This window comes from Streptomyces sp. LaBMicrA B280 (assembly GCF_049222185.1).
Taxonomy (GTDB): Bacteria; Actinomycetota; Actinomycetes; order Streptomycetales; family Streptomycetaceae; genus Streptomyces; species Streptomyces murinus.
The window spans coordinates 229,968-242,543 of sequence record NZ_JBMJCT010000002.1 but is presented as its reverse complement, the minus strand read 5'-3'; the positions used below and the strand labels follow the sequence as shown (position 1 = coordinate 242,543).

Sequence of the window (12,576 nt, the reverse complement as noted above, 5' to 3'; positions counted from 1 at the left end):
CCTCCGGACAATCCCCTCCGGACAATCCCCTCCGGATCACCCCGCCCGGGTCATCCCCTCCTGGTCGGCGGGCGAGGTCCGGCCGAGGGTGCGGGTGGTCGTGCGGTGGTCGTTGACCAGGGCCGCGTGGGTCCAGGTCGGGGCGGGGGTGATCGGCTGGGCCGCGGTGGCGAGGGCGCGGCGGTCGGGGTGGGTGTCCGGGGGGATCAGCGGGCGCACCTGGACCTCGGCGACCAGCCCCCGGGTGCGGGCCACCCGCCACAGGGAGGCGAGCAGGGTGTCCTCGCCGACGAAGGCCGCGGCGGTGCCCGTACCGCCGTCCTGGAGCCAGTACCGCAGACAGACCGGCTGCACGGGCACGCCCGCGTCCAGCGCCGCCTGGAAGACGGCCCGGTGGAAGCGGCCATGGGCGCGCCCGCACCAGGTGCTGCCCTCCGGGAACGCGGCCACGGCGGAGCCGGTGCGCAGGGCGTCGGCGATCACCGCGACCGTGCCGGGCAGCGCCCGCAGCCGGTCCCGTTCGATGAACAGGGTCCCGCCCCGCGCGGCCAGGGCGCCCGCCACCGGCCATCGCCGTATCTCCGTCTTGCCGAGCATCCTGGCCGGCCGTACGGCGGTCAGCAGCGGGATGTCCAGCCAGGACACATGGTTGGCGACCAGCAGCAGCCCGCCGTCCGGCGCGACCGCGCCGGTGATGCTCGCCCGTACCCCGATGGCCCGTACGACCGCCCGGCACCAGCGCCCGATCCACTCGGCGGGGATCCGCCGGCCGAGCGGGGACAGGGCGATCCCGGCCAGCACCAGGGCGGCGACGGCGGCCAGCCGCAGCACGGCCCGGGGCGCGGGGACGGTGGCGGGCGCCGGTTCCACACAGGCGTCCGGGGTGCAGGGCGCGGTGGGCAGCCAGACGCTCATCAGGCCGGCACGAGGGAGAGGAAGTGCCGCAGATAGCGCGGGTTGACCCGGCGCATCGACAGCAGCACGTACAGATCGGCGACCCCGAAGTCCGCATCGTGCGCGGGCTCCCCGCACACCCAGGCGCCGAGGCGGAGGTAGCCGCGCAGCAGCGCGGGCAGTTCGGTGCGCCCGGCGGGGGCCTCGTCGTTCGGGGTCCAGGGCGTGAGCGGTCGTACCCGGAACTCCTCGGGCGCCAGGTGCTTGTCGCGCACCCGGCCCCAGGTGGCGGTGGCGAGGGCGCCGCCGTCGGCGAGCGGGATCGAGCAGCAGCCGGCCAGCCACTCGTGGCCCCGGTCGGTCATGTAGCGGGCTATACCGGCCCAGATCAGGCCGATGACCGCGCCGTCGCGGTGGTCGGGGTGCACACAGGAACGGCCGACCTCGACCAGGCCGGGGCGGATCGCCTCGAGCGCGTCGAGCGTGAACTCGCCCTCGGAGTACAGCCGTCCGGCGGCCGCGGCCCGCTCGGGCGGCAGCAGCCGGTAGGTGCCGACGACCTGCCCGGTCACCGTGTCGCGGACCAGCAGATGATCGCAGTGGGCGTCGAAGGCGTCGATGTCGTGGCCCGGCCGCGGGGTGGCGAGTGCGGCGCCCATCTCCCCGGCGAAGACGTCGTACCGCAGCCGCTGCGCGGCCCGCACGTCGTCCTCGTCGCGGGCGAGCGCGACGGTGTAGCGGGCGGGTGCGGCAGGCTGCGGGGGACGGTCGAGGGTGGAAACGCCGGTCATGGCTCTCTCCTGGTCACGGGGCCGGTTCGGCGACAGCGGCGGCGGACCGGTGGTCCGCGGCCCGCCTTTCCTGTTCTTCCGACGCCGGTTGACCGGCGCGTGACGGATGCCGGGAGAGCGGATGTGGGAATGCTGAACGGCCGGGGCCGCCGGGCGGCTGCGCGCGACACGAGACGGGGCCGGGTGAGCACCACGCTCCCGGCCCCGTCCGCCCGCCCCTGTCGGCGAACGGCTGTGTGTGCGAGTGGCGTTACCGCTTGCCCGCCTTCCGGGTGGCCCGCAGCCACTCCCGGTTCATGCCGGTGATGGACATCAGCGGGATGCCCTTGGGGCAGGCGGTGGCGCACTCCCCCGCGAGCGTGCAGCCGCCGAAGCCCTCCTCGTCCATCTGCGCCACCATGTCGAGCACCCGGGTCTCCCGCTCGGGCGCGCCCTGCGGCAGCACGTTCAGATGGTTGATCTTGGCCGAGGTGAACAGCATCGCCGCGCCGTTGGGGCACGCCGCCACGCAGGCTCCGCAGCCGATGCACTCGGCGTGCTCGAACGCGAAGTCGGCGTCCGCCTTCGGCACCGGCGTGGCGTGTGCCTCGGGCGCGGATCCGGTGGGCGCGGTGACGTAGCCGCCGGCCTGGATGATCCGGTCGAACGCGGACCGGTCGACCACGAGGTCCTTGATCACCGGGAACGCGGCGGCCCGCCAGGGCTCGATGTCGATCGTGTCGCCGTCCTCGAAGGACCGCATGTGCAGCTGGCAGGTGGTGGTCCGCTCGGGTCCGTGCGCGTCCCCGTTGATCACCAGGGAGCAGGCGCCGCAGATGCCCTCGCGGCAGTCGTGGTCGAAGGCGACCGGGTCCTCGCCGGAGAGGATGAGCCGCTCGTTGAGGAGGTCCAGCATCTCCAGGAAGGACATGTCGGACGAGATGCCGTCCACCTCGTAGGTGGACATCGTGCCGTCGGCGTCGGCGTTCTGCTGCCGCCAGACGCGCAGGGTGAGCTTCATGCGTAGCTCCGCTGGGTGGGGTGGACGTACTCGAAGACCAGGTCTTCCTTGTGCAGCACGGGAGCGGAGCCCGTACCGGCGAACTCCCAGGCGGCCGCGTAGGCGAACTCCTCGTCCCTGCGGGCGGCTTCGCCGTCCGGGGTCTGGGACTCCTCGCGGAAGTGGCCGCCGCAGGACTCGGCGCGGTGCAGTGCGTCGAGGCACATGAGTTCGGCGAGTTCGAGATAGTCGACGATGCGGTTGGCCTTCTCCAGCGACTGGTTGAACTCCTCGCCGGTGCCGGGGACCTTGATGCGCCGCCAGAACTCCTCGCGGATCTCGGGGATGCGCTCCAGGGCCTTGCGCAGGCCCTCGTCGGTGCGGGCCATGCCGCAGAACTCCCACATGACCTCGCCGAGTTCGCGGTGGAAGGAGTCCGGGGTGCGGTCGCCGTCGACGGCCAGCAACAGGTTCAGCCGGTCCTCGGTCTCCGCCAGCACCTCCTGTACGTCCGGGTGTTCGGCGGTGACCGGGTCCTGGTGGGGGTTGCGGGCCAGGTAGTCGTTGATGGTGGCCGGGAGCACGAAGTAGCCGTCGGCCAGGCCCTGCATCAGCGCGGAGGCGCCGAGCCGGTTCGCGCCGTGGTCGGAGAAGTTGGCCTCGCCGACGGCGAACAGGCCGGGGACGGTGGTCTGGAGGTCGTAGTCGACCCACAGTCCGCCCATCGTGTAGTGCACGGCCGGGTAGATCCGCATCGGCACCTCGTACGGATCCTCGTCGGTGATCCGCTGGTACATGTCGAAGAGGTTGCCGTACTTGGCCTCCACGGCCGCCCGGCCCATCCGCCGGATCGCGTCCGCGAAGTCCAGGTAGACGCCCTGGCCGCCGGGGCCGACCCCCCGGCCCTCGTCGCAGACGTTCTTCGCGGCGCGGGAGGCGATGTCGCGCGGGACCAGGTTGCCGAAGGAGGGGTAGATGCGCTCCAGGTAGTAGTCGCGCTCGTCCTCGGGGATCCGGTTCGGCGGGCGGTCGTCGCCCTTGGCCCGGGGCACCCAGATCCGGCCGTCGTTGCGCAGCGACTCGCTCATCAGGGTGAGCTTGGACTGGTGGTCGCCGGTGCGCGGGATGCACGTCGGATGGATCTGCGTGAAGCAGGGGTTGGCGAAGTAGGCGCCGCGCCGGTGCGCCCGCCAGATCGCGGTCGCGTTGGAGTTCATGGCGTTGGTCGACAGGTAGAAGACATTGCCGTAGCCGCCGGAGGCGAGGACGACCGCGTCCGCGAAGTACGTGTCGATACGGCCCGTGATCAGGTCCCGGGCCACGATGCCGCGCGCCCGCCCGTCCACGACGATCAGGTCCAGCATCTCGGTGCGCGGATGCATCTCCACGTTCCCGGCGGCGATCTGCCTGCTCAGGGCCTGGTAGGCGCCCAGGAGCAGCTGCTGGCCGGTCTGGCCGCGGGCGTAGAAGGTGCGGGAGACCTGGACGCCGCCGAAGGAGCGGGTGTCGAGCAGGCCGCCGTACTCACGGGCGAAGGGCACGCCCTGCGCCACGCACTGGTCGATGATCTCCACGGAGATCTGCGCCAGGCGGGCGACGTTGGACTCGCGGGCGCGGAAGTCGCCGCCCTTGACGGTGTCGTAGAACAGCCGGTGGACCGAGTCGCCGTCGTTGCGGTAGTTCTTCGCGGCGTTGATGCCGCCCTGCGCGGCGATGGAGTGGGCGCGGCGCGGGGAGTCCTGATAACAGAACTGGACGACGTGGTAGCCCTGTTCGGCCAGGGTGGCGCCCGCGGAGCCGCCGGCGAGGCCGGTGCCGACCACGATGACCGTGTGCTTGCGCCGGTTGGCCGGGTTGACCAGCTTGGCCTCGAAGCGGCGGGTGTCCCAGCGCTCGTGGACCGGTCCCGCGGGGGCCTTGGTGTCGGCGACGGGTTCGCCGGTCGGGTAGTTCACGTAGTCGGTCATGTCAGCTCACCACTCCGGTCATGACGCCCACGGGTACGGCGATGAAGCCGGCCGTGAGCAGCAGCGCGAGAACGTTCGCGGCGGTCTTCAGGGCGCGGTCGCGGGCCCGGCTGCCGACGCCGAGGGTCTGCGCGGCGCTCCAGAAGCCGTGCCGGACGTGCAGGCCGAGCGCGAGCATCGCGACGATGTAGATCACGTCGCCGTACCAGGTGGAGAAGGTGTCCACGACGTTCTGGTACGGGTGGCCGGGCTGGAAGCCGCCGGAGTGCACGGTGCCGGTGGTCAGGTCCAGGATGTGCCAGACGATGAACAGGCCGAGGATGATCCCGCCCCAGCGCATGGTGCGCGTGGCGTAGCTCGCCCGGGGCCTGCGGTGGACGTACTTGCTGGGCCGCGCCCTGATGTCGCGGCGGCTGAGCTGGTACGCGGACGTGGCGTGGGCGACCACGGCGACGACGAGCACGATCCGGACGAGCCAGAGGGTCCACTCGTAGTGCATGAAGGGTTCGCCGACGGTGCGCAGCCAGTGGGCGTAGTGATTGAACTCGCCCGCCCCGAAGTAGATCTTCAGGTTTCCGATCATGTGCACCACCAGGTAGAGCAGCATGATCAGACCGCTGACGGCCATCACCGTCTTCTTGCCGACGGAGGAGTCCCACATCGTGCGCGCCATGGACGGCCGTCGGTCCGTCCGCGTTGCCAGAGCCATGGAACAGCACGCTAGGGCCGAACGTCCCGATCGGTCCAAGACATGGTGCGGCTCGTTTCCATAGGCTGGAGCTATCGTTGCTGTATGCAGCTCCAGCAGCTCCAGTATTTCGTGGCCGTCGCCGAGACCCGGCACTTCACCCATGCCGCCGAGCTGGTGCATGTGGCCCAGCCGTCGCTGTCGCAGCAGATCAAGGCGCTGGAGCGGGAGCTGGGCGCGGATCTGTTCCTGCGCGCGCGGGGCAACATCACGCTCACCGACGCGGGCGGGGCGCTGCTGCCGCTGGCCCGGCGGATCCTCGCCGACGCGGACACCGCCCGGCAGGAGGTGCAGGAGCTGGTGCAGCTGCGCCGGGGCCGGGTGCGGCTCGGTGCGACGCCGAGCCTGTGCACGGGCCTGCTGCCGGATGTGCTGCGCGCCTTCCACGACCGCTATCCGGGCATCCGGCTCATGATCGAGGAGGGCGGCTCCCACGACCTGGTGCGGGAGCTGGCCCGGGGCGCGCTGGACCTCGCGCTGATCGTGCTGCCGCTGCCGACGCCGTCGCCCGCGCTGACCACGCGGGAGGTGCTGCGCGAGGACCTGGTCGTCGTCTCCTCCCCGGAGGCACCGGCGCCCGGGCGGGGCGGGCGGCTCGTGCACATCGCCGACCTGGAGCGTGAGCGTCTGGTGATGTTCCGGCACGGGTACGACCTGCGGGAGCTGACCGTCGCGGCGTGCCGCTCCGCCGGGTTCGAGCCGGAGTTCGCCGTCGAGGGGGGTGAGATGGACGCGGTGCTGGGGTTCGTCCGGGCGGGGCTCGGGGTGGCGGTCGTACCCCGGATGGTCGCGACCAGGGCGGGACCGGGGCTGCGGGTCACCCCGCTCGCCCGGCCGGGGTTGCATCGGGTGATCGCGCTGGCGCATCGCAGTGATGTGGATCCGCCGAGGGCCGCGCGGGAGCTTCAGCGGATGTTGCTGGAGCGGTGAGGGGCTGGAGCGGTGAGAGTGAGAGGCTGGTGCGGTGAGGGGCTGGTGCGCGGAGGCCCCTGAGCGGCGAGGGTCCGGCCCCGCCGCTCCGGCCGCTCATCCCTTCGCGTCCGCCAGTGCCAGCTCGTGCAGTCTCTCCGGGGGGCCCGGACGGGCGTAGTACCAGCCCTGGGCCGTGTCGCAGCCCAGGACGCGGAGTTGTTCGGCCTGGGCGCCGGTTTCCACGCCCTCGACGGTGACGGCGAGGTCGAGGCTGTGGGCGAGGGTGACGATGCCCTCGACGATCTTCAGGTCGACGGGGTCGGCGGGGAACTGCTGCATGCCCTGGGTGAAGGAGCGGTCCAGTTTGAGGACGCTCACCGGCAGGCGGCGCAGATTGGCCAGGTTCGAGTAGCCGGTGCCGAAGTCGTCCAGGGCGATGTCCACGCCCATCTCGGCGAGCCTGCGCAGGGGTTTGAGCAGATCGTCGTCGGCGCCGATGAGCGCGGACTCGGTGACCTCCAGGCACAGGGCGTCGGGGGTGACGCCCGCGCGTTCGAGGATGTCCACCGTGTCCTGGACCAGACCGGGGTGGCTGAGCTGGCACGGGGACAGGTTGACGTTGATCCGCAGCGGCCCGGCGTGCCGCCCGCCGTGCCGCTCCCGCCAGGCGCGGGCCTGCCGGATCGACTCCTCCAGGACCCAGCGGCCGAGCGGCACGATCAGCCCGGTGTGCTCGGCGAGCGGGATGAAGCGGTCGGGGCCGAGCACTCCGTGCTGCGGGTGCAGCCAGCGCACCAGCGCCTCCGCGCCGCGCACGCTGCCGTCGCCGAGGTGCACCAGCGGCTGGTACTCGATGAAGAACTCGCCGCGTTCCAGGGCGGTGGGCAGGGCCGTGGTCAGGCCGTGCCGGGTGATGGCGCGGGCGTCCGCCTCCGGGTCGGCCAGTTCGCAGCGGTTGCCGCCCGCCGACTTGGCCCGGTACATGGTGATGTCCGCGCTGCGCAGCACCTCGGCGGCCGTCCGCTCGCCCGCCGGGCCCTCCACGATGCCGAGACTGCCGCGCACCAGCAGATCCCGGCCGTCGATGCTGACCGGGGTGACCAGCGCGTTCATGATGCGCTCGGCCAGTTCGTCCACGGTGCGGTCGGTGCCGGGGCCGGTGGTCAGCGCCACGAACTCGTCGCCGCCGAGCCGGGCGACCATCTCACCGGGCGCGGTCGCACAGGACTGGAGACGGTCGGCGACCTCCACCAGGAGCCGGTCACCGGCCGCGTGGCCGAGGCTGTCGTTGATGGTCTTGAAGCCGTCCAGGTCGAGGTAGCACAGCCCGAAGCGCTGGCCGTCCCCGGCGGCGAGGACCTTCTCCAACCGCTCGAAGAACAGCGTGCGGTTGGGCAGTCCGGTGAGCGCGTCGTGCGTCGCCTCGTACCGCAGCCGCAGGTTGAGCAGCCGGCGCTCAGTGGTGTCCTCCATGAGCGCGAGCTGGTACTGCGGTCCGCCGTCGGCGTCGCGCAGCAGGGAGACCGTCAGATTGGTCCAGAGCACCGTGCCGTCGGGCCGGTTGAAGGCCTTCTCCAGGTGGTAGTGCTCGCGGTCGCCGCGCACCAGTTCGTCGTAGAGCCGCCAGGTCTGCGGGGCGTCGTCGGGATGGGTCCAGTCCTGCACCCGGCGGCCGCGCAGCGACTGCTGGGTGAGCCCGAACATGCGCAGCAGCGCCTCGTTGACCTGGAGGATGTGGCCGTCGAGGTCGGCGATGCCGATCCCTATGGCGGCGCCCTCGAAGACCGCGCGAAAGCGGGCCTCGCTCGCGTGCAGCGCCTGCGCCACCACGCCCTGGGCCCGCAACGCGGCCTGGGCGATGGCCTCTTGCTCGGCCAGGGTCCGCCTGCGCAGCGCGTGCGCGTAGCCCGCGGCCATCGCGTGCTGCAACCGCGAGGAACGCATGCGCAGTTCGTCCTGCGGGCCGTCCCCGCCGCAGTAGAGCACCAGGTAGGCGTCCACGCAGTCCAGGGTCCGCGAGAGCGCCTCGGGGTCGGTGCAGTGCGCCTCCACCAGGGCCGCGCCGACCGTCTTCGCGGCGTCCGCGTCGAAGCTCCGGGCCCGCAGCAGCTCGCTCAACCGGCGCACGAGCGGCAGGAGTTGTGCCTCGAACTCGGCGCGGGTGAGCGACGTCGAGGTCACCGGGTACAGCGCCCGGCTCCAGATCGTCGTCAGCCGGCGCAGTCTGTCCTCCGGCCCGTCCGGTTCCGCGCTCACGCCGTACGCCCCACACCGGCGTATCCGGCGAAGGCGAACGGATCCTCGTCCTCCGGCGCGGATTCCGGGCGCCAGAGCGGCATCGGCACCAGTCCGGGTTCCACCATGTCGTACCCCTCGAAGAACCGCGCGACCTCGTCGCGCGAGCGCATGATCAGCGGGTTGCGAATGTCCTTGTATACGTCCACCGCGCCCTCGGCCCGCTCCGCGGACACCGGGATTCCCTCGTACGAGGCATGGGTGAGGATCAGCATGCTGCCGGGCGCGAGCGCCTCGCGCAGCTCGGCCACCGCACCGTAGGGGTCGTCCGCGTCTTCCACGAAGTGCAGTATGGCAACGAGGAGGAGGGCGACTGGCCGGTTCAGGTCGATCAGCCGCAGCACTTCGGGGCTGGCGAGGATCTCCTGCGGCTTGCGCAGGTCCGCCGCGGCCACGTCCGCGGTGTCGTTGCCCGCGAGCACGGCCTGGCTGTGCGCGACGGCGACCGGGTCGTGGTCGACGTAGACGACACGCGCGCCGGGGACGGCGGTCTGGGCTATCTCGTGGACATTGCCGTACGTCGGGATGCCGGAGCCGATGTCCAGGAACTGGGTGATGCCCTGCTGCCCGGCGAAGCGCACGGCCCGGCGCAGGAAAGCGCGGTTGGCCTGCATCGTCTTGGGCAGCCCCGGCATGAAGTCCATGGCCTTGCGGGCGGCCTCCCGGTCGACCTCGAAGTTGTGCGAACCGCCCAGGTAGTAGTCGTAGATGCGCGAGACGCTCGGCACCGAGATGTCGATGCTGCGTGGGGCCCAGGCGGGACGCTCCATTATCTCTCCAAGGCGGGGACGTGGACGTAGGCGATCCGGTGTTCGAGCTGAGGCTACTGATCGCCCGCCAAAGGAGCGACCCGAACCGGAAATTGACCGTCCGTTCCCGGTCACTGCCTGCGGGAAGTGCCCGGCCGACCCCGCTCGGTGACGTCCGGGGCCGAGGACCGCGTCCACCGCCGTCCACCGCACGCCACCGGGACGGGTGACGCCCCGCAGGACCGCCAGTTTGACGATCCGGTGACGTCCTCCCGTGATTCAAGGGTCGAACTGAGGTGCCCTTTCGGCCATGTCGGACTCATCCGATCGTCAAACCGCTGATCGGCTTTATCCCTCCTTCGGACCAATACCGCCGCAGTCCGGGTTACGGCCGCTCCGCGCGCCCCATGATCTCCGGGTGCATGGACTCCACGTGACCCGACGCGCGCCCGCCCCAAGGGCGTTGGCCCTCCTGGCGCTGGCCTGCGCGCTGACGGGCTGCCCGGTCGGCCGTGCGTCGGCCGACGCCTGCGCGTACGCCTCCACGGGGCCGGACGGCACCGTGGCGGTGGCCTCGGCGGGCGATGTCTCGGTCGCGGCCTCGGGGGGTGGCAACTCGGCCTTCGCGGGCGGTGCCTGGGCCTTCGCGGGGGGCGCCTCGGTGGCTCTCTCCGGCGGCCGTCACCACCGGCCGGCTCCCCCGTACCGCCACCACCGGCCGCCGCACCGGCACTGCCCACCGCCGCCGCCCCCGCCGACGTGCCCGCCCACCCCGACCCCCACCCCGACGCCTACCCCCACACCGACCCCTACGCCGCCGCCCGCGCCGAAGCCGCTGCCATCGAGTACGAACGGGCATCAGTCGGAGCCGACCTCCTTCTCGACATGCATCAGGCGGAGAGCCGCGAGAAGCAGGCGGCGCAGGAGCTGGGTGATGATTCTCCTGAATCCACGACGCTCTTCCGATCTGACGCCGACACCCAGGCAGCGGCCCACGCCGAAGCCCGCGCCGCCCGTCCGGGCGCCCCGGCCGACGCCCACCCCGACTCCCCCGCCCGCGCCGCAGCCCGTACCGGCCCCGAAGCCCAAGCCCACGCCCACGCCGCGGCCTTCGACGACGCCGGTGAGCTTCCCGGCGTACCACCCGCATCCGGCCGGCCGGCCCGCCCCGGGCCACACCGCGCCCGTCACCTACGTCCTGCTCATCGCCGTACCCGCGATCGTCGCCGTCGTGGCCCTGCGCCCGCGCTGACCCGTCGGGCAGTTCACCTCTGGAGGTATCCGTTGTCGGATTGGCTTGTTCTCGTCCTCGGGATGCTGGGCGCCTGTGTCGTGGTGGTCCTCGTGACCTTCGTACGGCACCGGCGGGCACCCGAGGACGAGGACCCCAATGAGACCCCGGACGTCATCGAGTACATGACGATGTGGATCGGTGTCGTGTACGCGATCGTCCTGGGTCTGGCCATCGCGGGCGTGTGGGAGGCGCGTGACTCCGCCCAGAATTACGTGCAGTCCGAGGCGCAGGCGCTGCACGAGATCTCGGAGCGGGTGCGGGTGTATCCGCCGGAGACCCGAGACCTCATCCGGGCCGATGTCAACTCCTATGTCAGCTATGTCGTGCACTCCGAGTGGCCCACGATGGCCCGTCAGGAGCGCATCACCGACCACGGGACCGCGCTGCTCCAGAAGGTCCGTGAGGACGTCACCGACTACCAGCCGAAGAACGACTTCGAGGCGCAGGCGTACCAGCCGCTGCTGGATCAGATGGCCGCCGCGGACCAGGCCCGCAACGCACGGGGCGATTCGACGGGCGCCACCATGCCCTCGGTGGTGTGGTGGGGGCTGCTCACCGGGGCGGTGGTCACCGTCGGGATGGTGTTCGCGCTCCAGATCCGGCGCACCAGAAGGGAGTTGCTCCTGGCCGGGCTGTTCTCCGCGACCATCGCCTTCATGCTGTTCCTGATCTGGGACCTGGACGCCCCCTACAGCCGGGGCATCGCGGTGACCGCCGAGCCGTTCCTCAATCTGTTCCCGGGCATCAAGAGCTGAGCGGACCGGACGGTCCGACCGCAGGAGTCCTGGACCGGCGGCCCGCGCACAGTGGCCGCCGGTCCGGGCGTTTCTCGGGGATCCCCCTCAGGCCCGCCGCTCGCCCCTGCGGCGCAGCCAGTACGCTCCGCCGCCGATCAGGGCCACGCCGACCAGGCCGCCGCCGATGGCCATGTCCGTGGTCGTCGCGCCGCCGGTCCTGCTGCCGCCGAGCCCGCCGTTGACCCCGCCGATCACCGTGAAGGCCCGGGGCCGGGTGATGGTGCGGCCGTCGCAGCGCACGGAGATGTCGTACCGGCCCGAGCGGGCGTTGCGGTTGACGTAGACGACCCCGCGCGAGGTGTCGTCCCGGAACGGCGTCAGCGGGGCGGTGCGGAAGGCGCGGGAGGCCATCTCGCCGCCGCGCCTGCAGCCCTGCACGGTGACCGTCAGCCGGCCCCCGGCCGCGACCACGCTCGGCGAGACGACGATGTTGCGCAGCCCGTTGTCACCGCCGGGCCCGTTGCCGAAGTCACCGCCGAGGCCGCCGCCGGGTCCGAAGTCGTCGCCCCGGCCATGACCGAAGTCGTCGCCCCGGCCGTTGCTGCTGATCCGGCCGTTGCCGCTGATGGTGCCGTTGAAGTGGCCCTCGAATCGGCCGTTCCCGTTGAAGCCGCCGTTCCCGTTGAAATTCCCGTTGCCGTTGCCGAAGTTGCCGTTCCCGTTGCCGAAGTTGCCGCCTCCGTTCCCGATCCCGTTGCCGCCCCCGCCTCCGCCGCCTCCGCCGCCGCCCCCGCCGCCGAAGTTCCCGCCCCCGCCGCCCCCGCCGCCGAAGTTCCCGCCTCCGCCGCCCCCGCCACCGCCACCAAGATTTCCGCCCCCGCCACCGATTCCGACGTTGCCGTTCCCGAAGTTGCCGACACCGGTGCCGGGACCGACGATGGTCCCCGAGCCGGTGCCCGTGCCTCCCGTGGTGCCGCCCCCGTTGCCCATGCCGTCCGCGACGGCCACGGGGGCGGCGAGCCCGAGCACGGCCACCGCGGTGCACGCGGCCGCCAGGGCGCGTTGGTTTCGCATGTGATCCTCCGCGGAAGGCACCCCGGGGCCCGTCCCCGGTCGATCGGCGAGAAAGCACCTCCCAGCAAAGACCCTCCGGCGCACGGAACACGCCCGCATGTCGAGAATGGTCCGTCCTGGTGATCCGACACACCGC

General features: G+C 72.0%; 12 protein-coding genes. 3 read left to right on the top strand and 9 right to left on the bottom strand.

The annotated features are described in order from the left end of the window. Positions 1 to 36: 36 nt before the first annotated feature. The 5 genes from ACLF5H_RS02310 to ACLF5H_RS02290 all read right to left on the bottom strand — a co-directional run bounded on the left by ACLF5H_RS02310 (position 37) and on the right by ACLF5H_RS02290 (position 5,304). On the bottom strand, positions 37 to 915 hold the full coding sequence (locus ACLF5H_RS02310; RefSeq protein WP_421674400.1) for a lysophospholipid acyltransferase family protein: 879 nt from the start codon (positions 913 to 915) through the stop codon (positions 37 to 39). Continuing rightward, a complete protein-coding gene (locus tag ACLF5H_RS02305; RefSeq protein ID WP_421674399.1) occupies positions 915 to 1,685 on the bottom strand; it encodes a GNAT family N-acetyltransferase in 771 nt (256 codons plus the stop codon). The genes ACLF5H_RS02310 and ACLF5H_RS02305 overlap by 1 nt, the downstream gene beginning before the upstream one ends. A gap of 250 nt (positions 1,686 to 1,935) precedes the next feature. Then, the gene (locus ACLF5H_RS02300; RefSeq protein WP_421674398.1) at positions 1,936 to 2,685 is read right to left on the bottom strand and encodes a succinate dehydrogenase/fumarate reductase iron-sulfur subunit; all 750 of its coding nucleotides are present in this window, start codon (positions 2,683 to 2,685) and stop codon (positions 1,936 to 1,938) included. Then, positions 2,682 to 4,631: a fumarate reductase/succinate dehydrogenase flavoprotein subunit gene (locus ACLF5H_RS02295; RefSeq protein ID WP_421674397.1), complete on the bottom strand. Its 1,950-nt coding sequence runs from the start codon at positions 4,629 to 4,631 to the stop codon at positions 2,682 to 2,684. The genes ACLF5H_RS02300 and ACLF5H_RS02295 overlap by 4 nt, the downstream gene beginning before the upstream one ends. Position 4,632: 1 nt before the next feature. Continuing rightward, complete coding sequence (locus ACLF5H_RS02290; RefSeq protein WP_421674426.1) at positions 4,633 to 5,304, bottom strand: succinate dehydrogenase; 672 nt, start codon at positions 5,302 to 5,304, stop codon at positions 4,633 to 4,635. Between the two features lie 120 nt (positions 5,305 to 5,424). Between ACLF5H_RS02290 and ACLF5H_RS02285 the strand changes: the two genes are divergently transcribed. Continuing rightward, positions 5,425 to 6,309, top strand: coding sequence for a LysR family transcriptional regulator (locus ACLF5H_RS02285; protein ID WP_421674396.1), 885 nt, complete (start codon positions 5,425 to 5,427; stop codon positions 6,307 to 6,309). Between the two features lie 96 nt (positions 6,310 to 6,405). Here the strand turns inward: ACLF5H_RS02285 and ACLF5H_RS02280 are convergent, their stop codons facing one another. From ACLF5H_RS02280 to ACLF5H_RS02270, 3 genes are all read right to left on the bottom strand, one after another. Further along, on the bottom strand, positions 6,406 to 8,547 hold the full coding sequence (locus ACLF5H_RS02280) for a putative bifunctional diguanylate cyclase/phosphodiesterase (RefSeq protein WP_421674395.1): 2,142 nt from the start codon (positions 8,545 to 8,547) through the stop codon (positions 6,406 to 6,408). Next, entirely contained in the window at positions 8,544 to 9,356 is an 813-nt protein-coding gene (locus tag ACLF5H_RS02275; RefSeq protein ID WP_421674394.1) for an SAM-dependent methyltransferase, read from the bottom strand. The genes ACLF5H_RS02280 and ACLF5H_RS02275 overlap by 4 nt, the downstream gene beginning before the upstream one ends. Positions 9,357 to 10,193: 837 nt before the next feature. Next, complete coding sequence (locus ACLF5H_RS02270) at positions 10,194 to 10,436, bottom strand: hypothetical protein (protein WP_421674393.1); 243 nt, start codon at positions 10,434 to 10,436, stop codon at positions 10,194 to 10,196. A gap of 22 nt (positions 10,437 to 10,458) precedes the next feature. Here ACLF5H_RS02270 and ACLF5H_RS02265 point away from each other — a divergent pair, with 22 nt between their 5' ends. Then, positions 10,459 to 10,587, top strand: a complete 129-nt coding sequence (locus ACLF5H_RS02265; protein WP_258399564.1) for a hypothetical protein — start codon at positions 10,459 to 10,461, stop codon at positions 10,585 to 10,587. A gap of 32 nt (positions 10,588 to 10,619) precedes the next feature. Further along, positions 10,620 to 11,384: a hypothetical protein gene (locus ACLF5H_RS02260; RefSeq protein WP_421674392.1), complete on the top strand. Its 765-nt coding sequence runs from the start codon at positions 10,620 to 10,622 to the stop codon at positions 11,382 to 11,384. A gap of 87 nt (positions 11,385 to 11,471) precedes the next feature. On the opposite strand, the gene ACLF5H_RS02255 is transcribed toward ACLF5H_RS02260, so the two are convergent. Continuing rightward, positions 11,472 to 12,440, bottom strand: a complete 969-nt coding sequence (locus ACLF5H_RS02255; RefSeq protein ID WP_421674391.1) for a hypothetical protein — start codon at positions 12,438 to 12,440, stop codon at positions 11,472 to 11,474. Between the last annotated feature and the right edge of the window lie 136 nt (positions 12,441 to 12,576).